General features: G+C 70.5%; 18 protein-coding genes and 1 riboswitch. Of the genes, 3 read left to right on the top strand and 15 right to left on the bottom strand.

The window, feature by feature from the left end; translation table 11 throughout:
- Nucleotides 1-219: 219 nt before the first annotated feature.
- Nucleotides 220-354 (bottom strand): hypothetical protein, encoded by a 135-nt coding sequence (locus tag F0344_RS36010; RefSeq protein WP_258050041.1) that lies wholly within the window; start codon nt 352-354, stop codon nt 220-222.
- Nucleotides 355-447: 93 nt separating this feature from the next.
- Nucleotides 448-876 carry a hypothetical protein gene (locus F0344_RS36005; protein ID WP_258050040.1) on the bottom strand — a complete coding sequence of 143 codons (429 nt, stop codon included), beginning with the start codon at nt 874-876 and terminating at the stop codon, nt 448-450.
- Nucleotides 877-1,275: 399 nt separating this feature from the next.
- Between F0344_RS36005 and F0344_RS21835 the strand changes: the two genes are divergently transcribed.
- From F0344_RS21835 to F0344_RS21825, 3 genes are all read left to right on the top strand, one after another.
- Nucleotides 1,276-2,340, top strand: a complete 1,065-nt coding sequence (locus tag F0344_RS21835) for a LacI family DNA-binding transcriptional regulator (RefSeq protein ID WP_185300413.1) — start codon at nt 1,276-1,278, stop codon at nt 2,338-2,340.
- Between the two features lie 165 nt (nt 2,341-2,505).
- Nucleotides 2,506-3,276: an ABC transporter ATP-binding protein gene (locus F0344_RS21830; RefSeq protein ID WP_185300412.1), complete on the top strand. Its 771-nt coding sequence runs from the start codon at nt 2,506-2,508 to the stop codon at nt 3,274-3,276.
- A gap of 53 nt (nt 3,277-3,329) precedes the next feature.
- Entirely contained in the window at nt 3,330-5,855 is a 2,526-nt protein-coding gene (locus F0344_RS21825; protein WP_185300411.1) for an ABC transporter permease, read from the top strand.
- A gap of 68 nt (nt 5,856-5,923) precedes the next feature.
- Here the strand turns inward: F0344_RS21825 and F0344_RS21820 are convergent, their stop codons facing one another.
- From F0344_RS21820 to F0344_RS21760, 13 genes are all read right to left on the bottom strand, one after another.
- Nucleotides 5,924-7,225 (bottom strand): SAM-dependent methyltransferase, encoded by a 1,302-nt coding sequence (locus tag F0344_RS21820; RefSeq protein ID WP_185300410.1) that lies wholly within the window; start codon nt 7,223-7,225, stop codon nt 5,924-5,926.
- Nucleotides 7,226-7,532: 307 nt separating this feature from the next.
- Complete coding sequence (locus F0344_RS21815) at nt 7,533-8,918, bottom strand: NAD(P)/FAD-dependent oxidoreductase (protein ID WP_185300409.1); 1,386 nt, start codon at nt 8,916-8,918, stop codon at nt 7,533-7,535.
- 437 nt (nt 8,919-9,355) lie between these two features.
- Entirely contained in the window at nt 9,356-10,297 is a 942-nt protein-coding gene (locus F0344_RS21810) for a Ppx/GppA phosphatase family protein (protein WP_185300408.1), read from the bottom strand.
- A 124-nt stretch (nt 10,298-10,421) separates the two neighbouring features.
- Nucleotides 10,422-10,952: a DUF501 domain-containing protein gene (locus F0344_RS21805; RefSeq protein ID WP_185300407.1), complete on the bottom strand. Its 531-nt coding sequence runs from the start codon at nt 10,950-10,952 to the stop codon at nt 10,422-10,424.
- 94 nt (nt 10,953-11,046) lie between these two features.
- Entirely contained in the window at nt 11,047-11,517 is a 471-nt protein-coding gene (locus tag F0344_RS21800; RefSeq protein WP_185300406.1) for an FtsB family cell division protein, read from the bottom strand.
- 123 nt (nt 11,518-11,640) lie between these two features.
- Nucleotides 11,641-12,921, bottom strand: coding sequence for a phosphopyruvate hydratase (gene eno, locus F0344_RS21795; RefSeq protein ID WP_185300405.1), 1,281 nt, complete (start codon nt 12,919-12,921; stop codon nt 11,641-11,643).
- Between the two features lie 333 nt (nt 12,922-13,254).
- A complete protein-coding gene (locus F0344_RS21790; protein ID WP_185300404.1) occupies nt 13,255-13,974 on the bottom strand; it encodes a transglycosylase family protein in 720 nt (239 codons plus the stop codon).
- A gap of 3 nt (nt 13,975-13,977) precedes the next feature.
- A riboswitch (cyclic di-AMP (ydaO/yuaA leader) is annotated at nt 13,978-14,150 on the bottom strand.
- A gap of 290 nt (nt 14,151-14,440) precedes the next feature.
- On the bottom strand, nt 14,441-15,448 hold the full coding sequence (locus F0344_RS21785) for a LysM peptidoglycan-binding domain-containing protein (protein ID WP_185300403.1): 1,008 nt from the start codon (nt 15,446-15,448) through the stop codon (nt 14,441-14,443).
- Between the two features lie 105 nt (nt 15,449-15,553).
- Entirely contained in the window at nt 15,554-16,843 is a 1,290-nt protein-coding gene (locus F0344_RS21780; protein ID WP_185302819.1) for a cytochrome P450 family protein, read from the bottom strand.
- A 325-nt stretch (nt 16,844-17,168) separates the two neighbouring features.
- Nucleotides 17,169-18,143 (bottom strand): nucleoside triphosphate pyrophosphohydrolase, encoded by a 975-nt coding sequence (locus F0344_RS21775; protein WP_185300402.1) that lies wholly within the window; start codon nt 18,141-18,143, stop codon nt 17,169-17,171.
- 34 nt (nt 18,144-18,177) lie between these two features.
- Complete coding sequence (locus F0344_RS21770) at nt 18,178-18,834, bottom strand: SurA N-terminal domain-containing protein (RefSeq protein ID WP_185300401.1); 657 nt, start codon at nt 18,832-18,834, stop codon at nt 18,178-18,180.
- Nucleotides 18,835-19,005: 171 nt separating this feature from the next.
- A complete protein-coding gene (locus tag F0344_RS21765) occupies nt 19,006-20,565 on the bottom strand; it encodes a serine/threonine-protein kinase (protein WP_185300400.1) in 1,560 nt (519 codons plus the stop codon).
- Nucleotides 20,562-21,254: a hypothetical protein gene (locus F0344_RS21760; RefSeq protein ID WP_185300399.1), complete on the bottom strand. Its 693-nt coding sequence runs from the start codon at nt 21,252-21,254 to the stop codon at nt 20,562-20,564. The genes F0344_RS21765 and F0344_RS21760 overlap by 4 nt, the downstream gene beginning before the upstream one ends.
- Nucleotides 21,255-21,265 lie beyond the last annotated feature (11 nt).

Below are 21,265 nucleotides of genomic sequence, written 5' to 3'. Positions count from 1 at the left end.
CCTAGTCGGGGGCGTCCCCCGATCAGCCGAACAATGGCGCGATGTTGTCTTATTTTATTGACCGTTTGAGGGTGCGTCAGCATATTCGCACCCCCTCACCACATGCCCGGTCCGGACCGGGGCCCACAAGCCCACTCGCATGGGATTGACGGAAAGTCGCCGCACTCGGACAGCCCAGCGCGCCAGGGTCGCGCCACCGTTCGCCATGGCTCCGCCACCTCACCCGGTGAGGAGATCGTTGACGCACCGCAGAACCGGCCGGGCCCCCAGCGCCGAGGGGTTCTCCAGCACCGCTCCGGTGACATGGAACGCAGCGCTCTCACCGGGAAGCAGACCGACGAGCATGTCGTCCACGACGGCGGCCGGGTCCAGCCGGTCGGGGAAGAGGGCGAGGGGCGCAGGAACGTTTTGGCAGTGACCTTCACCCGGTATCCGACCTCCGGTCCGTCACCTTGCGTGACCGTCGCCTCGTACCGTGCCGGGGGCAGTGCGAGCCGGGTGTCCTCCGCGTAGAAGTGGAACGTCCGCAGCTCGCCGAGGCGCGCCACCGGCACCTCGCGGCTGCCGTCCCCCAGCCGCGCCACGGACGGCGGCAGCGGCACCCTGCTCACCCCGCGCGCCGCCCGCGCCGGCCACCGTCTCCTCCTCGGCCGGCAGGGAGCCGTCCAGGCCGTGCCGGCTCAGCCGCAGCGTGCCCTCCCAGGGCCGTGCCGAGTCGCTGCCGAGGTGCAGGCCCCCGTCCCGCACGGTCATCAGCCGGTCCGCGTACACCGTGCGCAGCGCGTACCAGGGCGGCTTGCGGCGGCCGTGACCGTCCACGGCAGCCCAGGACACGACCGGCCGGCAGTCGTTGAGCTGCCACACGATCGAGCCCATGCAGTACGGGGGTCCTGTCGAGCGTCCTGACGCCCCACCAGTCTCGCGCCGCTCCCAGACGAGGCTTGCCGTCGGCCCAGGTGATCCCCGCCCGCAGCTTCACGTCGTAGGTCCTGTCGCCGGTCCAGCCGCCCGACTCCGCCAGCCAGGGCGTCAGCTCGCCGAGCTCCGCCGGACCCGGCTCCTCTTCCCCCGCCGTCCCTGTGCCGAGCAGAGTCACTGAACCGGGTAAGCGCCGTGAAGTCACGGGCGACCCACAGCCGTGTCAAGGGTGCGGGAGCGCTCCCATTACATATTTTTGCGACCTCAGGAAAGGGTCTTGACCACCTGGAGGAAGACACAGGCGCCGGACCTGGGGATAGAATGCCTACTGACAACGAACCGGTTAAGCGAGGTCGTATGCCCAAGCACCGCCCCACGATCGCCGATATCGCGCGCCGCGCCGGGGTCTCCAAGGTCGCGGTGTCGTACGCGCTCAACGACCGGCCAGGGGTCTCCCCGGCGACCCGCGCCACCATCAAGGCCATCGCCCAGGAGATCGGCTGGCGCCCCAACAGCGCGGCCCGCGCCCTGACGCACGCCCGGGCGGACACCGTCGGCCTCGCGCTGTCCCGGCCGGCCAGACTGCTCGGGGTGGAACCGTTCTTCATGGAGCTGATCAGCGGCATCGAGACCGAACTGTCCGCCCGTGGCTGCGCCCTGCTCCTCCAGGTCGTCACCGACCCCGCCCAGGAGCTGGAGGCCTACCGTCGCTGGTGGGGCGAGGGCCGGGTGGACGGAGTGTTCGTCGCCGACGTGCGCTCCCCCGACCCGCGTATCGAAGGCGTCGCCGAGCTCGGTATGCCCGCCGTGGTCATCGGCCATCCCTCGGCGGCCGGCTCCCTCACCCCCGTCTGGTCCGACGACTCGGCCGCCCTCCGGGACACCCTGACCTACCTCAGCGCGCTCGGCCACCGCTCCGTCGCCCGCGTCGCCGGGCTGCCCGAGCTGACGCACACCCGGCTGCGCGACCACGCCCAGCACGAGATCTCCGCGGAACTGGGTCTCGACGCACCCGTGGTGGTGCACACCGACTACTCCGGTGAGGAGGGCGCGCACGCCACCCGGCAGCTGATCAGCTCACGGTCCCGGCCGACCGCCGTCGTCTACGACAACGACATCATGGCCGTCGCCGGACTCTCCGTAGCCCAGGAGATGGGACTCGACGTCCCCGGCGACCTCTCCCTCGTGGCGTGGGACGACTCCCAGCTGTCCCGGGTCGTCCGTCCCCCTCTGACCGCACTGAGCCGGGACATCCCGGCGTACGGAACCCACGCGGCGCGCACCCTGCTGACGATGGTGACGGAGGGGGCGGCGCCGGGGTTCCAGGACGTCACCGCCCGCCTCGTACCGCGCGGCTCGACCGCCCCGCCCCGCTCGGCACAGACCCCGCCCCGCTCGGAACAGGCCGCCCCGCCCCGCTGAGGACGGACCTTCTCAGGGTCGGTGTCATACCCCAGGAGTACGCCGGGCCCCTGCCGGTGCGACTCAAGACGGCCCCGGGAACGGGCACGGGGGCTGACGCCCCGGTGGGCTTCGGCAGAGACGATGAAGGAGTCCCCGAACGAAGCCCGAACCAGGAGTGTCCCTGTGACCACCACCCCCACCGCCCATCGCGCCACCGCGGTGGCTGCCCGCGCCACGGAGCTGTCGAAGGTCTACGGCCAGGGTGAGACCCAGGTGGTCGCCCTGGACCGGGTCACCGTGGACTTCCCGCAGGGCGAGTTCACCGCGATCATGGGACCTTCCGGCTCCGGCAAGTCCACCCTGATGCACTGCGTGGCCGGGCTCGACAGCTTCAGCAGCGGTTCCGTCCGGATCGGCGACACGGAACTGGGTTCCCTCAAGGACAAGCAGCTCACCCAGCTCCGCCGGGACAAGATCGGCTTCATCTTCCAGGCGTTCAACCTGCTGCCGACCCTGTCGGCACTGGAGAACATCACGCTGCCCATGGACATCGCGGGCCGCAAGCCCGACGCCGCGTGGCTCCAGAAGGTCATCGACATGGTGGGTCTCGCCGACCGGCTCAAGCACCGGCCCACCGAGCTCTCCGGCGGCCAGCAGCAGCGCGTCGCGGTGGCCCGCGCCCTCGCCTCCCAGCCCGAGATCATCTTCGGTGACGAGCCCACCGGAAACCTCGACTCCCGCTCCGGCGCCGAGGTCCTCGGCTTCCTGCGCAACTCGGTGCGCGAGCTCGGCCAGACCGTGGTGATGGTGACCCACGACCCGGTGGCCGCCTCCTACGCGGACCGTGTGATCTTCCTGGCCGACGGCGCGATCGTCGACGAGATGCTGCACCCCACGGCCGACGGGGTCCTCGACCGGATGAAGGCGTTCGACGCGAAGGGCCGCACCAGCTGACGTAGCGCCGGCTGTCCCGTCCCCCTTCCGGAACCCATCCCAGGACTACACACATGTTCCGAACCGCTCTGCGCAATGTCCTCGCGCACAAGGCCAGGCTGTTGATGACCGTGCTCGCCGTGATGCTCGGCGTGGCCTTCGTCTCCGGCACCCTGGTCTTCACCGACACCCTCGGCAACGCCTTCCGCAAGCAGTCGGCGAAGAGCTACGACGACGTCGCCGTCGCCGTGACCACCTACGCCTCCCAGCAGGAAAAGGAGTTCGAAGGCGTCGACACCGCCACCCTGAAGAAGATCCAGGACCTGGAGGGCGTCGACGAAGCGACCGGCCGGGTCTCCGGCTTCGCGGGCGTCGCCGACGCCGACGGCAAGCTCATCGGCAACGGCTGGTCCAACACCGGGGCCAACTTCTCCCCCGGCAGGAAGGGCAAGGACGGCCAGTACACGTTCGTCGACGGCTCGGGCCCCGCCCAGGCCGGCCAGGTCGCGCTGGACAAGGACTCCGCGGCCAAGGGCGACTACCGCGTCGGTGACCCGGTGCGGGTCGCCACCAACGGACCGGTGAAGGAGTACACCCTCTCCGGTGTGTTCACCACCGAGGACGGCGCAGTCAACGCCGGCGGCAGCCTGGTGCTGTTCGACACCGCGGTCGCCCAGCAGCTCTACCTCCAGCCCGGCGTCTTCCAGAAGGTCATGATCTCCGCGGCGCCCGGTGCCGGCGCCGAGCAGTTGCTGAAATCGGTCAAGCCGCTGCTGCCGAAGTTCGCCTACGCCGAGACCGGCCAGGCCCTCGCCGCCGACCAGGCCGCGCAGATCAAGAAGGAGCTCAACAACCTCAACATCATGCTGCTCGCCTTCGCGGGCATCGCCCTCTTCGTCGGCGTCTTCCTGATCGCCAACACGTTCACCATGCTGGTCGCCCAGCGCACCAGGGAGCTGGCCCTGATGCGGGCCGTCGGTGCCTCCCGCCGTCAGGTGAAGCGCTCCGTGCTGCTGGAGGCGGGCGTGGTCGGCGCGATCGCGTCCGTGACCGGCTTCCTGCTCGGCCTCGGCCTCGCCGTCGGGCTGCGCTCCGCGATGAGCCTGACCGGTGCCAAGATCCCCGCAGGTCCGCTGGTGGTCTCCCCCACCGCGATCGCCGCGGCGCTCGGCGTCGGCATCCTGGTGACCGTGCTGGCCGCCTGGCTGCCCGCACGCCGGGCCGCGAAGATCCCGCCGGTGGCGGCGATGAGCAGCGTGCACGCGGTGGCCACCACCAAGTCGCTGATCGTCCGCAACTCGATCGGCGGAGTGATCGCCCTGCTCGGCACGGCGGGGATCGTCGCGGGTGCGGCGGTCGGCAAGGACGGCAAGATGCTCATCGCGGGCGGGGCCTTCCTCTCGCTGATCGGCGTCATCATCCTCATCCCGCTGCTGTCCCGCCCGGTGATCGCCGTGGTGCGTCCGCTGCTGATGAAGCTGTTCGGCGTCTCCGGGAAGCTGGCCGCGCAGAACGCGGTCCGTAACCCCCGCCGTACCGGGGCGACTGCCTCCGCACTGGCTATCGGGCTGACCCTCGTCACCGGCATCTCGGTGCTGGGTGCCACGCTCGGCCAGGCCGTCGACCGGATGACGACGGACAACATCAAGGCCGACTACATGGTCTCGATGGCGAACGGCGACTCGCTCGACGAGTCGGCGCTCAAGGCGCTGGAGAAGGCCGACGGCATCTCGGCGGTCTCCCCCCAGCAGGCCGTCTGGCTCGAAACGGGCAGCTCCGGCTACTCGGCCTCCGGGGTCACCCCGGGGGACGTGCAGAAGGTCCTGGCGGTCAACACCCTGTCCGGTTCACTGGACACGCTCGCCGACGGCGGGATCGCGGTCTCCGAGAAGACGGCGAAGTCGAACGGCTGGAAGACCGGCGACACGATCGCCGTGACGTACGAGGACGAGAAGAAGGGGAAGCTGAAGGTCGGCGCCCTCTACGAGGACAACGAGTTCCTCTCCCCCATCCTCATGCCGAAGGCGGTGGCCGACGCGCACACCCCCCACCCGGAGATCCGCGAGATCTACCTGAAGATGGACGGCGGCGCGAGCGAGGCCAACGAGCAGCTGGTGGTCGACGCCCTGGGCGACAACCCGGCGATGAGCATCATGGACCGGCAGGACATCCGGGACATGTTCGGCGGTTTCGTCAACATGGCGCTGAACATCATGTACGGCCTGCTGGCGATGGCTCTGATCATCGCGGTGCTCGGGGTCGTCAACACCCTGGCGATGTCGGTGTTCGAGCGGCAGCAGGAGATCGGCATGGTGCGGGCCATCGGCCTGGACAAGCGCCGGGTGAAGCGCATGATCCGGCTGGAGGCCGTGGTCATCTCGGTCTTCGGTGCACTGGTCGGCGTGGGACTCGGTACGTTCCTCGGCTGGGCGATCGGCCAGACACTCGCCCCGTCCATCCCTGAGTACGCACTCGTCATCCCGTGGGACCGGCTCGCGCTCTTCCTGGCGCTGGCAGGACTGGTGGGCGTGCTGGCCTCGCTCTGGCCGGCCCGCAGCGCCGCGAAGCTGAACATGCTGACGGCGATCAAGACCGAATAGCGCTCGTCGGGGAGAGCGAGGGGCCGGTGTCCGCGGGTGCGGACACCGGCCCCTCGCCATGTGCGGGCTCAGCCCTCCGTCGTCCGCCAGTCGCGGACGCGCAGGGGCATACGGGCGGACCCGCCCTTCTCGGGGCGCACCGCGAGGATCTGGTTCACTCCGATCCTGTTGCGCTCGAAGGACAGCGCGGACGCGGCCATGTAGAGCCGCCAGACCCTCGCCCGGCCGGGCGAGGTGGCCCGTACGGCGGCGTCCCAGTGCCGTTCCAGGTTGGTGACCCAACGGCGCAGGGTCAGCGCGTAGTGATCCCGGATCGCCTCGACGTCACGGGCCTCGAAGCCGGCCTCCTCCAGGGTGGCCACGGTCCGGCCGACCGGGGCCAGTTCGCCGTCGGGGAAGACGTAGGCGTCGATGAACTCGTCGATGCGGTAGGCGGTCTCGTCCTTCTCGGGGCGGCGTGCGATCTGGTGGTTCAGCAGCCGGCCGCCGGGCCTGAGGAGGGCGTGGAGGGCGTCGGCGTACTCACGGAAACGGACCGTGCCGACGTGTTCGGCCATGCCGATCGAGGAAATCGCGTCGTACGGACCGTCCCTGACGTCCCGGTAGTCCTGGACCCGGATCTCGATCCGGTCGGTGAGACCTTCTTCGGCGATGCGCTTGCGGGCGTAGGCGGCTTGTTCGGCCGAGAGGGTCACTCCGGTGACCTGCGCTCCGTACTCGCGGGCGGCGTGGATGGCCATCGAACCCCAGCCGCAGCCGACGTCCAGGAGCCGGTCGCCCCGCGTCAGACCGAGTTTGCGGCAGACCAGGTCGAGCTTGTCGCGCTGGGCGTCCTCCAGGGTGCCGCCCTGCTCCCAGTAGGCGCAGGAGTACACCATGGACGGGCCGAGGACCAGTTCGTAGAAGTCGTTGCCCACGTCGTAGTGGTGGCTGACGGCCGCCCTGTCGCGGCGCTTGGTGTGCAGCGGTCCGGCCCGGCGGCGTACCTCCTCGACGGGCGGGGCGGGCGGCGGCCAGGGGCCCGCCGCCTTCAGGAATCCGCGTGCGAAGGCGCGGACCTTCGGGTCGCGGACCGGGTGGACGGTGTCCTTGGCGTCGGCGCCGCGCTCCCAGAGCAGGGCGGCCAGCCGGTCCAGGACCTCGTAGAGGTCCCCGTCGATGTCGATCTCACCGGCCACCCAGGCGCGGGCGAGTCCCAGTTCGCCCGGCTTCCAGAACACCCGGCGCAGGGCACGGCGGTGGCGGATCACGAGGACGGGGGCACCCGGCGGCCCGGACTCGCTACCGTCCCAGGCCCGGATGCGGACCGGCAGGGGTTCTCCCAGCAACTCTTCGGCGAGAACGGTCAGCCGCGATGCGGCGTCTGGCATGGCGCACACCTCCGTGGTGGTGTTTCCCAACATGCTCAAATTTCCACAAACATGCCTCAAACCACGTCACGACACCTCGACCGTGAACCTCGGAGCCGTGAACCCCGGAGCCGTAAACCCCGGAGCCGTGAACCTCGGAGCCGTGACGAGGTACACCCGGTTCAACTGTGCCCGCACCGCACGCCATCCCGCTACCGCCCGGGGAACGGCGGAACGCGGAAGCCGGGCGGGAACCGCGTACGCCGAAGGGGCCGCCCGCACCACGGATGGCGGACGGCCCCTTCGGGGTGAAACGGTGTGGCCCGGGTCAGGAGGCCTTGGCCTTCTCGCCCTCGGACTTGACGGCGGCCGGAGCAGGCGCCGGCTTGGCGGCCTCGTAGAACTCCTCGCGCGGAGTCTCCATGGCGCCCAGCGAGACGACCTCGCGCTTGAGGAACATCGCAAGCGTCCAGTCGGCGAAGATGCGGATCTTACGGTTCCAGGTCGGCATCGCCATGCCGTGGTAGCCGCGGTGCATGTACCAGGCGAGACGGCCCTTGAGCTTGATCTTCACCTTGCCCACGACGATCATCGCGACGCCCTTGTGCAGGCCCAGACCGGCGACCGCACCCTTGTTGGCGTGGCTGTACTCGCCCTGCGGGAAGCCGCGCATCCCGGAGATGACGTTGTCACCGAGGACCTTGGCCTGACGCAGCGCGTGCTGGGCGTTCGGCGGGCACCAGGCGTTCGGGTTGCCGGCCTTGCGGCCGACCAGGTCCGGAACCTGGGCGTTGTCGCCCGCGGCCCAGATGTAGTCGGTGCCCCGCACCTGGAGCTTCTCGGTGGTGTCGACGTGACCGCGCGGTCCGAGCGGCAGCCCGAAACGGGCCAGCGCCGGGTTCGGCTTCACACCGGCCGTCCACACGATGGTGCTGGAGTCGACCTCCAGGCCGTTCTTCAGCACGACGTGACCGTCGACGCACGAGTCCATGGAGGTGGAGAGGTAGATCTCCACACCGCGGCTCTCGAGGTGCTCCTTGCCGTACGCGCCCAGCTTCGGGCCGACCTCGGGAAGGATCTTGTCGGCGGCGTCGACCAGGATGAAGCGCATGTCCTCGCGCTTCACGTTGGTGTAGTACTTCGCCGCGTCGCGGGCCATGTCCTCGACCTCGCCGATGGTCTCCGCGCCGGCGAAACCGCCGCCCACGAAGACGAACGTGAGCGCCTTGCGGCGGACGTCCTCATCGGTCGTCGAGTCAGCCTTGTCCAGCTGCTCGAGGACGTGGTTGCGCAGGCCGATCGACTCCTCGATGCCCTTCATACCGATGCCCTGCTCGGCGAGGCCCGGGATCGGGAAGGTACGGGAGACCGCGCCCATCGCGATGACGAGGTAGTCGAAAGGCAGCTCGTAGGCCTCGCCGACGAGCGGCGCGACCGTGGCGACCTTGCGGTCCTGGTCGATCGTGGTGACGCGGCCGGTGAGCACCTCGGCCTTCGGCAGGACGCGTCGCAGCGGGACGACGACATGCCGAGGGGAGATGCTGCCGGCAGCAGCTTCGGGGAGGAAGGGCTGGTACGTCATGTACGAGCGAGGGTCGACAACCGTGACGGTCGCCTCCCCGTAGCGCATCTTCTTCAGAATGCGACGAGCTGCGTACAGGCCTACGTACCCACCGCCTACAACGAGGATCCTGGGACGCTCCGTGGTGCTCATGCCATCGAGTATCCACCCCCCTCAGGGCACCTGCTCGTGAGCCCCTTCACAAGGTATCCGCGCCCCTCTGCTACACTCCGCCGCCCACGTGACCCAGGTCATGACGCCCCGGGGGAACCACGGCACCTCAGCGGACGTTGTACACCGCTGTGAGCTGGCCGTTATCGCTCTGAAGCAGCTGAACCACCACTTCGGTTCATCCACGCGCCCCATGCCCGGAACCTGTCCGCCGCGGCGCGGTGAGGGCCGTCCGGCAGCTGTTGCGGCCCCCGACCGGCCGAACCGCACCCAACCGGACCCGATTCCTTGTGAAGAAGTTCACGAAGTTCGTCGCGGCGTGCCTCCCCAGGGGCCTCGCGGACCCCTCCGAGCAGCTCAGAGGTGCAGGCCGGAGTGCGTTTGAGCGAGCGTCAGGGGCGGCTGCGGCCGAACCGGCCCTACGCCACCGAGAGCGCGATTCCGTCCAGGATGTCGTGCTCGCTGACCACGACCTCACGGGCCCCGGTCCGCTCCATCACGGCGAGCAGGATCAGCGCCCCGGCGGCGATCACATCGACCCGGCCCGGGTGCATCGCGGGGATCGCGGCGCGTTCCTCGTGCGTGGAGCCGGTCAGCCGGGCGGTGATCTCCCGGACCTGCTCGAAGGAGACCCGGGAGTGGTGGATCGCCCCGGGGTCGTACTCCGCCAGTTCCAGGGCGATCGCGGCCACCGTGGTGACCGTGCCGGCCAGGCCGACGAGGGTGGCGGCCTCGGAGATCGGCACGGTCTCCTCGGCGAGGTCCAGTGCGGCGTGGATGTCCGTGAGGACGGCGGCGACCCGCTCGGGGGTGGGCGGGTCCACGACGGTGCCGTCCTGGACCAGGTGACGTTCGGTCATCCGTACGCAGCCGATGTCCACGGACCGGGCCGCGCGGACCTCGTCGTCGCCGACCACGAACTCGGTGGAGCCGCCGCCGATGTCCACCACGAGATACGGCTTCGCCAGATGGTCGCTGCCGGTCAGTTCCTTGGTGGCGCCGTCGAAGGAGAGCTGCGCCTCCTGGTCGCCTGTGACGACCTCGGGCTCGACGCCCAGGATGTCCAGGACGCCCCGGACGAACTCGTCGCTGTTCTCCGCGTCCCGCGAGGCCGAGGTGGCGACGAAGCGGAGCCGCTCGGCGCCCAGCTCCCGGATCACCGCGGCGTACTCGCGGCAGGCCCCGAAGGTGCGCTCCAGCGCCTCGGGGTCCAGCCGCCCGGTCCGGTCGACGCCCTGACCGAGGCGCACGATCTGCATCCGGCGGTCGAGTTCGGTGAGCTCACCCGTGGCGGGATCGACGTCGGCGACGAGCAGGCGGATGGAGTTGGTACCGCAGTCGATGGCGGCAACGCGGGTCATGGGGCTCCTGTGGTCGTGGTTACGGGGGCTCCGCCCCGGACCCCCGCTCCTCGAACGCCGGAGGGGCTGGACCTGCCGGTCGAGGACCGGGGCCCGGGGCGGAGCACCCCGGGGGTGCGGGAGGTCAGGCCTCGTCGGCGCCGCACGGCGACACGCACGGCCCCTTCGCCCACCACTGCGGCAGCATCGCGATCGCCTCGTCGCCCAGCGGGTTCACCCCGGGGCCGGCCGCCAGCGAGTGGCCGACCAGGACGTGCAGGCACTTCACCCGGTCCGGCATGCCTCCCGCGCTCGGGAAGCCCTCCAGGACCTCGATGGCGTCACGGCGGACGATGTAGTCCTCGTGCGCCGCGCGGTAGGCGGCGGCGAGTTCCGGGTCCGTCTGCAGACGCTCGGTCATCTCCTTCATGACCCCGTTGGCCTCCAGCGTGCCGATCGCGGAAGCGGCACGCGGACAGGTCAGGTAGAAGGTCGTCGGGAACGGCGTGCCGTCCTCCAGACGGGGCTGCGTCTCGACCACGTCCGGATTGCCGCACGGGCAGCGGTGCGCGATGGCGCGCAGTCCGCGCGGCGGGCGCCCGAGCTGCTGCTGGAACGCGGCGATGTCCGCGTCGGTGGGCGTGGTGGACTCGGTCTGCGGAGGGGGGGTTTCCATGCCTGCCTTGGTTCTGCTCGAAGGTGCTTCTCAGATGGTGCGGGTCGTGCGGGCGTGCGGATCAAGCGGTCGTGCGGGTTACTGGTGAGGCCGGTCAGCCACGGTCCGCGGTGTCCACGCCGTCCCAGAGGTTCGAGTGCCAGGCACGGTCCGTCGTGCCCGGCTCCCCGCTACGGTCCTCGGCCGCGCCGGGATCGACCACGGTGTAGCCGGTCTCCCCCGGAAGTACGTAGTGAAGGTGCTCGCGGGCCAGCCGCCGGATGTACGCGTCGTCCTTGAGCCGCGCCTTCTCGTCACGCAGTTCCTCGGTCCGCCGGCGCGCCTCCTGCGACAGACGCTCCTGGTCGGCGATCTCGTCGCGCTGGGAGACGTACTGCCTCATCGGGTACGCGAGCGCGACCACGAGGGAACAGACGACCAGGGCGAGGAACGCGGCGCGGCCGGTGAGCCGCGAGCGGCGGGCCTGACGCTTGCTCTGGGACCGGTAGACGCGGGCCGCGGTCTGCTCGCCGAGCAGTCGCAGCCTGGTCGCGGTGGAGAACCGGTCGCGGTCCTTCCCGGCCATCTCTCACGCCTCCCCATCACACACGTCGGTCCCCGCACACGGTACGGGACCGAGTGCGGGGACGGACGGAGGCTGGTGACTTCGGCCCGCGGAAGGCCGGTGGTCAGCCCTGTGGGCCGGTGATCAGCCCTTGAAGCGGGGGAACGCCGAGCGGCCCGCGTACACCGCGGCGTCGTCGAGGATCTCCTCGATGCGCAGCAGCTGGTTGTACTTGGCGACACGGTCCGAGCGGGCCGGGGCGCCGGTCTTGATCTGACCGCAGTTCACGGCGACGGCGAGGTCGGCGATCGTGACGTCCTCGGTCTCACCGGAACGGTGCGACATCATGCACTTGAAGCCGTTGCGCTGGGCCATCTCGACGGCGTCCAGGGTCTCGGTCAGCGAACCGATCTGGTTGACCTTCACGAGCAGGGCGTTCGCGGAGCCCTCCTCGATGCCGCGGGCCAGACGCTCCGGGTTGGTGACGAACAGGTCGTCACCGACGATCTGCACCTTGGAGCCGAGCTTGTCGGTGATGACCTTCCAGCCGGCCCAGTCGTCCTCGTACAGCGGGTCCTCGATGGAGATGAGCGGGTACGCGGAGACGAGCTCCTCGTAGTACTCGGTCATCTCGGCGGCCGAGCGGGACTTGCCCTCGAACTCGTACACGCCGTCCTTGTAGAACTCGGACGCGGCGACGTCGAGCGCGAGGCCGATGTCGCGGCCGGGGACGTAACCGGCCTCCTTGATGGCCTCGACGATGAGGTCCAGGGCGGCGCGGTTGGACTCCAGGTTCGGGGCGAAGCCGCCCTCGTCACCGAGACCGGTGGACAGGCCCTTGGTCTTCAGGACCTTCTTCAGCGTGTGGTAGACCTCCGCGCCCCAGCGCAGGGCCTCGGAGAACGACTCCGCGCCGATCGGCGCGATCATGAACTCCTGGATGTCCACGTTGGAGTCGGCGTGCGAGCCGCCGTTCAGGATGTTCATCATCGGAACGGGCAGCAGGTGCGCGTTCGGGCCGCCGAGGTAGCGGAAGAGCGGCAGGTCGGACGCCTCGGAGGCGGCGTGCGCGACGGCCAGCGAGACGCCGAGGATGGCGTTGGCGCCGAGCGAGCCCTTGTTCTCGGTGGCGTCCAGGTCGAACATCGCCTGGTCGATGAGGCGCTGCTCGGTGGCGTCGTACCCGACGAGCTCCGGGCCGATCTGCTCGATGACGGCGAGGACGGCCTTCTCCACGCCCTTGCCCATGTAACGGTTGGGGTCTCCGTCGCGAAGCTCGATGGCCTCGAACGCACCGGTGGAGGCGCCGGACGGAACGGCAGCACGTCCCGTGCTGCCGTCGTCGAGGCCAACCTCGACCTCGACCGTGGGGTTGCCCCGGGAGTCGAGGATTTCCCTGGCTACGACGACGTCGATGGACGGCACGAGGCATCTCCTTCTGGATATGACACTGGTTGCGCAGGGCCACTGTGGTCACTGTGGCCTTGCGACCTGAGCCTATCCGGCCGGGCTCCATCGGCCAGCCGGGCGCCCGTCCCCTGGGACGAAAAAGGACCCAAGGGTATGCATTCACGGGCAAAGGTCCAGAAAATTACTGACGAGTAACCACAACACTTGAACGATCGACGTCGGCAGGTGGACTCCACCGGCCGGAAAAGACCCCGACCCGGTACGCACGGGGGAGAGCGCACCGGGTCGGGAGCAGGGCGGGGAGGATGCCGCCGGACACCCTCCCGGAGGGGAGGAGAGTCCCAGGTACTACTTCGTCAGGTGGAGCTGCTGACCCGGGAAGATCAGGTCGGCGTCCTTGACGATGTCGTCGTTCAGGTCGAAGAGCTTCTCCCAGCCGCCCTTGACGTCGCGCTTCGCGGCGATCTTGCTGAGAGTGTCGCCGGCCTTCACCTTGTACTCGCCGTCACCCTTCTCGACCTTCTCGCCGGTCGGGGTGGTGACCGTCCTGGGCGCCTCGGTCTTCGGCGCGGTGCGCTGCTCGCTGCGCGTGGTGGGCTGCTCGGCCTGGCGCTCCGGCTGGGCCTGCTGCTGCGGCTCCCGCTCGTCGCCGCTCTCCTGCGTGGAGCCGGTGTCGACACCCGGGTCCACGCCGTCGTTGGTCAGGTTGCCGGCGCCGGCACAGGCCCAGGCGCCCGGGCCCTGCATGTCGAGAAGCTTCTCCGCGGTGGCGATCTGCTGCGACTTGCTGGCGAGGTCGGCGCGGGGGGCGTACTGCGTACCGCCGGCGGCGGCCCAGCTGGACTGCGAGAACTGCAGACCGCCGTAGTAGCCGTTGCCGGTGTTGATGGACCAGTTGCCACCGGACTCGCACTGGGCGACGGCGTCCCACGTGGAGACGGAGGCGGCGGAGGCGCTGGTCGCACCCATCAGCGGCATGGCGACCGCGGCGCCGGCGACACCGGCGAGCGTGGCGACACGGACGGCCCTGGACGGGCGGCGGTGCTTGGCCTTGCTGGAAATCAGCATGGAGCTTCTCCTCACCGACGCCTACGAGGTGAGCTGTCGGGTTCGGGCCAAGTGAGTTGCCCGGTCGCACGTCCTAGCACGCGACTTCACCCCAAGCCGGTCCCTGAGTCGTCCTTCGACGATCGGGCCCGGCGCTTACCTGGGTCCCCCGCTCCTGCCTACGGCGCTTTACGCGTCTGTTCCCTTCGACCGACGGCAGGATTCGGCGTGACGGTCGACGGGGCCCGCGGTGCGAGCGGTTCCGACCGTAAACACAGGCACCCTCGACATTCAAAGAGGGACATACCGGCCATTCGGGTATTTGTCGTCCTGGAGGGAAGAACGTTTTCGCAGGTCGGAGGGGCCACAGACGCATCACCCGGACATGCCGGGCCAGTTGAAGCAAAGAGACCCATGTCTCACTTACGCATAAGTGGACATAGGCCTCTGAACTACCCCCGAATTTGGGGTGTTTTCCCGAATTGGATCAGTTGCTCTTGGAGTCCTCCGCGACGTCCGGCAGCCCCAGATCGAGGCTCTGGCCGGGGAGGATCAGGTCCGGGTCGGAGCCGAGCGCGCCCTTGTTGGCCTCGTACAGCTCGGTCCAGCCGCCGGGAACCTTCTGTGCGTCAGCAATCGCCCAGAGGTTGTCGCCGGGCCGGACGGTGTAGTCGCCGTCGGGGCTCACCGCAACGGTGTCGCGCCCCTGGTCGCCACCGCGCGAGGCGTGCCGGCCCGAGTCGCGCCCGCCGCCCTGATCCGCGTCCAGGCTCGCCTCGGGGGCCGGCGTGCCGCGGTGCTTGCCGCCACGCTGGTCCGTGCCGTCCGGGATCGCGGACGCCTCGGACGCCTCGGGCGTCGGTGTGGTGGCCGGCGGGGCCGTCGCGCCGGAGTCGCCGGACCCGCCCGACTCGCCGGTCTCGCCGTTCTTGTCGGACTCACTCGCCGTGTCCGACTCACCGGACCCGGCGGTCCCGCCGGACTTGTCGGACTTATCCTTCTTGTTCGCTTCGTCCGTCGCGTCGCCCGACGGGGCGTCGGAGGCGTCGTCGGTTGGGAGCAGCGAGTCCGAAGGGTCGGCGGAGGGCAGACCGCCCGGGTCGACGCCCGGCAGGGCCCCGTCCAGCGCGAGCCCGGAAATCACCGCGCAGCTCGGCCACGCCTGCGGGCCCTGGTCCTCCAGGACCTTCTCCGCGACGGATATCTGCTGCGAGCGGCTGGCGAGGTCGGCGCGGGGCGCGAACGCCGAGCCACCGTACGCCGACCAGGTGTCCTGCGAGAACTGGAGGCCGCCGTAGTAGCCGTTGCCCAGGTCCGCGCTCCACATGCCGCCGCTCTCGCACTCGGCGACCCGGTCCCAGGTCGAGGCGTCTGCGGCGTGCGCACCGGTCGCGCCGAGCAGCGGGATGGCGATGGCCGACCCCGTCACGCCTGCGGCGACGACGATGGCGGGTGCCTGGCGAGGGCGGCGGTGTCTGCCGTTCGCGGAGCCCATGGGATTGCCTTCCGTGTGACGAACAAGTGACTGCTGTGGTGAACGGTGAACCTAGCGGGACTCGAACGTGTGTCACAAGTCGATGCAGCGGAGATCACGTGAAAGTCACAGAGTTGACGGAGTGTCACCTTGCGCGGACGGCAATCCGGATGCGAACTCCACCGGAAGGGTGCGCAGTCCGCGCATGATGAGCCCGCCACGCCATCGCAAATCGTCAGGTTCCACCGCAAGACGCAGGTCAGGGAGGCGTCTCAGCAGCGTTGCCAGCGCGGTCTGCCCTTCCAGACGGGCGAGCGGCGCTCCCAGGCAGTAGTGGATGCCGTGCCCGTATCCCACGTGCTGATTGTCACTCCGTGCAAGGTCCAGGGTGTCCGGATCGCGGAATCGCTCCGGGTCCCGGTCTGCGGCCGCGAGGACCACCAGTACGGGGTCCCCCGCGGCGATCTCCTGCCCGCCGAGCGTGACGGGCTCCGTCGCGTACCGCCACGTCGCGAGCTCCACCGGACCGTCGTACCGCAGCAGTTCCTCCAGGCCGGTGGCGAGGAGGTCCGTCTCGCCCGCGGCGAGCGAACGCTGAAGCCTTTCGCGCTCGCCGGGGTTGCGCAGCAGGGCGTACGTCCCGTTGCCGATCAGGTTGACGGTTGTCTCGAAACCGGCGAAGAGAAGGATGAAGGCCATCGCGGCGGCCTCGTTCTCGGTGAGGTGCTCGCCGTGGTCGCTCGCCCGGATCAGACCCGAAATCAGGTCGTCACCCGGATTCTCCCGTTTGCGGTGGATCAGTTCGGCGAGGTAGTTACGCATCTTCTTCACGGATCTGGCCACTCCGCCGCGCGGGCCGCCGCCGTGCCGGATCATCATGCCCGCCCAGTCGCGGAAGTCGTCCTGGTCCTCCGGCGGGACGCCGAGCAGGTCGCAGATCGCGTAGATGGGCAGCGGGAACGCGAAGTCGTGGATGAGGTCCGCTTTCCCCTCTGCGATGAAATCGTCGATGAGGCGGTCCGTCAGCTCCTGCACGCGTGGCGCGAACTCGGCGACCCGGCGCGGGGTGAACGCCTTGGCGACGAGGCGGCGCAGCCGGGTGTGGTCCGGAGGGTCGATGTTCAGCAGATGCGTCATCAGCTCCGCCTTGCGCTCCCCCGGGATGCCCGTCCGGCCCTTGGCGTGCGCCGATCCGGTGTGGTTCGCCGGGTTCTTGGACAGCCGGGCGTCGGCGAGTGCCTGCCTGGCATCCGCGTACCGGGTCACGAGCCAGGCCTCGACCCCGCTGGGCAGCGTCGTCCGGTGCACGGGGCTGTGCTCGCGCAGCCAGGCGTACGCGGGGTACGGATCGGTGGCGAACTCCCAGGTGAAGAGCTCGGGGACGGGGAGCGCGGGAGGCACGGCCGCGTGGCCCACGGGACAGCCGGCGGGGGCCGGATCGGGGCGGGGGCCGGTGGGGCTGCCCGTCGGTGCCTCGGCGGAGCTGCCCCCGAGAGCCTCGGAGGGGTTGCTCGCGGGGCCTTCGGCGGGGCTGTCTGCGGCGGCGTCGGCGGGGCTCTCGTTCACCCCTCGACGTTAGCCGCCGCCTCACCGCCCTTGGACCGCAGCTCCGCGATCATCCGCTCGGCGGCGTGGTGTCCGATCTCCAGCGCCTTGGCGAACCACTCCTCGGCCGCCGCGGGGCGAACTCCCCGTCCACGCCCTGTCCCCTCACACCTCGACCGGTCCTGGGGACACCGTGCTAACGGGCGTTGCCCTCCGCCGCCAGGATCGCGTCGCGGTAGGTGCGGGCCGCCGCGCGCAGGGCCGCCTCCGGGTCGGTTCCGTCCTGTTCGGCCCGCACGGCGAGGGCGAGGAGTTCGTATCCGACGGAGTCACCCGCGGGAAGCGGGACATCGAGCCCGGCACCGCGGACCCGGCTGCCCAGCTTGGCGGCCAGGGCCAGGCCTGGCTGGCCGAGCGGGACACCTTCGGTGACCGAGTCGCGCTGCTTCTCGATCGCCTTGGTGCGCTGCCAGTGCGCGTGGACGTCCTCGGGAGTCTCCGCGCTCTCGTCGCCGAAGACGTGCGGGTGGCGGTGGATCAGCTTCTCCACGAGGCCGGCCGCGACGTCGTCGATGTCGAACGGCTCGTCGGGATCTTCCTGCGCGATCCGGGCGTGGAAGACGACCTGGAGCAGGACGTCCCCCAGCTCCTCACGCAGTTCGTCCCGGTCGCCGTCCTCGATCGCCTCGACGAGCTCGTACGCCTCCTCGATGGCGTACTTGGCGAGGCCCTCGTGCGTCTTCTGCGAGGACCACGGGCAGGCGAGCCTGATGCGGTCCATGACCTGGACGAGATCGAGGAGCCGGGCGCCCGGCAGATCGTACGAACCGGGCAGCAGCTCCAGGTCCGGCATCTGCACCCGGCCCGATCCGCCGAGCCGGGCGAGCCCGTCGGTCAGCGGCTGGTTCCCTTCGCCGCCCACCAGCACCACCACGGTCCGGCCGCCGGCGCAGTCGTCGACGAGTTCCTGGGCTGAGGCAACGCCGTGCTCGACCGTGACGCCCGCCTCTCGGAGATACGGCAGTTGCGGATGGGCCTGCTCACCGCACACCACCCGGTCCGCCGCGTGCAGGGTCTGCCAGGCGGGCCAGGACAGCAGCCCGGGGGCCACCCGGTGGCTGGCGGTGAGCAGGACGATACGGCCGGGGTCGCCGGGGGCTTCAGCGTTCACCCCCCGAACCTACCTCGGCCCGCGCCCGCCCCGGTCAGGCGCCTGTCTCGGGGGCCGGCTGCTCGAACTCGGTGACCTGGGTGATCCACGGGGCCTTGTAGTTGCCGAGCTGGATCTGCTCGTCGTCCCAGACGCCGAAGCGCGGATTGACGTCGATGTCGAGGGCCTTCGACGCCTTGGCGAGCGCCTGCCCGACGACCTTCTGGCCATCCGGGGACGACAGATCGGTGCCGAGCGCCTGGGCCAGCTTCGGAAGTTGGACCTCCCGGCGCAGGTTGCTCTCGATCTGGCCGGGGGCCACCCAGCGCTGCTGGAGCATCATCTCCTGGAGCTGCTTGTCACCGCCGGACTGGGCGGCGGCCGCCAGGCGCATCTCCTGGATCTCCTTGCGGCTGACCGTCACCCCGGCGTCCTTCGACGCCCGGTCCAGGATCCGCCCGAAGATGATTCCGTGCAGGGTGGCGCGGCTCAGCTGCCCGGAGCCCTTCACCAGCTCCGCGGACTGCGCCGAGCTCTCCTGGGCGCTGCGTACGTCCGCCACCTGTGCCTGGAGCGTCGACACCTCGATGCGGTCCCCGCCCACCAGGGCCGCGGCGCCCGGATGGGCTTCGCTCCCGCAGGCGGAGAGGAGCGGCACCCCGACGAGCAGTGCGGCTGAGACGGAGAGCGCGGTGCGACGGCGGCGGTGCAAAGGAGCCTCCCGGGGAGAGTTTGTGCATCAGTGCACAAAGCCTTGCGGTGATCGATGTTAGGCAGTGGACGGGGTTGGGGCCACTGATTCGACCAACGATTCGGGAGGAGTTGGGGATGCGGCGCGCGGGCGGGGCCTTCGGGGCACGCGTTCGGCCACCGGACAGGGCCGTCAGCCGCCCCGGACGTCCCGCTGATGCTCCAGTTGTCTGCGCAGTTCCACCGGGAGCGGGTGGTGCGGACCGTAGACCCGCTCCGCGTCGTACAGCAGGGTCTGCAGCTGTCCGCGCCCTGCGGCGTGATCGCCCACCGCGAGCAGGAGATGACCGATGCGGTGCCTGATGTCGAAGGCCCGGCCGGGGTCGGAGGTGAAGGCCCCGTACGTGTTCTCGTAGTACGGAAGAACCGCTCGGTACTCGGCGAGTGCGGCGGCGGGCTCGCCGAGCTGTTCCAGGCACTGCGCCGCGTCGTAACGGAACTGGAGCGTCTGCGCGTCGGCCGGGCCCGCACCCGCCGTGCGGTCGTCGGCGAGTCTGCGCAGCTCGGGCAGGGCGCGCCGGTACTGCCCGTCGTCCATCAGCGTGGCCGCGTACTGCTTGCGCAGGATGCGGACGACGGGTGAGTGCTCGCCGTGTTCGGCCGCGGCGGCCGGGAGGATGCCTCCGAGGATGTCCACGGCCTGGGTGATCCGGCCCTCGACGAGGAGCTGTTTCACCTCGTCGACGGCGCGGGCGACATCCGGGCGGGCGTGGGCCGGGGAGCGGGGGTCGGGCGCGGAGGGCCGCGCCACGGGTGCGGGGGCCCGGTCTGCGGCGGCCCGGTCGGGCCACGGGGCGTGCGGCCGCAGGAAGGGGCGGGTCGGGTCGAGCGGACCGGCCGGCGCGCCCCGGGCGGGCAGCAGGGGCGCGAGCGTCTCGTACACCTCCTGGGCGGAGGCGGGCCTGGCCTGCGGGTCCTTGGACAGCAGCCGCAGGACGAGCGCTTCGAGCTGCGCCGGGACTTCGGCCCTGAGGTGGCGGACCGGGAGCGGTGGCTCGTAGAGGTGGCGGTGCAGGACGCCGAGCGCGGTCGACCCGGCGAAGGGGACGTCTCCGCTGAGAAGTTCGTGGAGGAGGACGCCGAGGGCGTAGAGGTCGGTGTACGGGCCGACGGCGCCGCCCATCGCCTGCTCGGGGGCCATGTAGGCCGGGGAGCCGATCGGTGAACCGGTGTGCGTGAGCCGGGTCGTGTCCGTGTCGAGGACGGAGGCGACGCCCAGGTCGAGGACGGTGACGGTGCCGTCGGGGCGCACCATCACGTTGCGGGGCTTCAGGTCGCGGTGCACGATCGGCACCGCGTGCACGGCGGACAGCACGGCGCAGAGCTGCGCGGCGACCGCGACGGCCCAGGGCCATGGGTACGGATCGTGTTCGGCGAGATGGTCGGCGAGGTCGGCACCCTCGACGTACTGCATGACCAGGAAGAGGTCGTCGGCGTCGTTGCCCGCGTCGTGGACGGTGACCAGCCCGGGGTGGTCGACCTGCGCGGTGACCCGGCACTCGCGCACGAAGCGGCGCCGGAGCTCGTCGGCGGCGTCGCTGCCGGTGGGCCCGGCCACCCGGTCAGGGCGCAGCAGCTTCACGGCGACCCGGCGGTCGAGCCGCCGGTCGTACGCCGTCCACACCTGGCCCATACCGCCCTGGCCCAGGATGGTCGCCAGCTCGTACCGCCCGGCGATGACGCGTCCGGTCACCGGCCCTCGCCCTCTTTACGGAGGTAGTCGCTCAGCTCGTCGAGCTCGGCGCGGACCTGGTCCAGCCGCTGGGACGCGGCGGGCGGCGGGGTGTGCGTGGGCAGGGGTGCGGCGGGCGGCGGGGTGCGCGTGGGCGGCAGGGGCGGGGCCGCCGGCTGGGGCGCGGTGGTGGGCGGGTAGCCGTAGCCGGGGGGCGGGGGCTGCCGGTCGGACGGCGACGGGGTGTGCTGCCGGGGGGCGTATCCGCCGTACTGTCCCTGACCGTGACCCTGCGGCTGGGGCTGCGGCTGGGACCGCGGTTGCGGCAGCGGCGGGCGGGGGCTGCCGTGGGGTCCCGCCGGGCCGTAGTGGCGTATCTCCGCGTAGAGGTAATAGGCGACGACGGCGAACATCACGCCGAACATCCAGGAGACGCCGATGAGCGCCTCGGCGTCGGACGTCTCCTCAGGGTCCTCCGGCATGGCGATCATGAACGCGAAGAGGCCCGTGTTGAGCGCGAACACGAGCGCGAGCAGCCCGAAGTCACGCCCCTTGCGGGTCACGATCGCGAGCCGCAGCATCGCGGCCCAGGCCAGAAAACCGCAACTCAGCACGGTCAGCGCCACGAAAAGCACGCGCAGTGCCGTCAGCGCCGCCGAGGACGGGCGACTCTTCGGAGGCTGCTCCGGCGGATAGCCGTAGCCGTGCATGTGACGCTCCT

Origin of the sequence: Streptomyces finlayi, assembly GCF_014216315.1 — a bacterium.
Taxonomy (GTDB): Bacteria; Actinomycetota; Actinomycetes; order Streptomycetales; family Streptomycetaceae; genus Streptomyces; species Streptomyces finlayi_A.
Note: the sequence above shows the minus strand (reverse complement) of the source record. Positions and strands in the feature narration are given on the sequence as shown.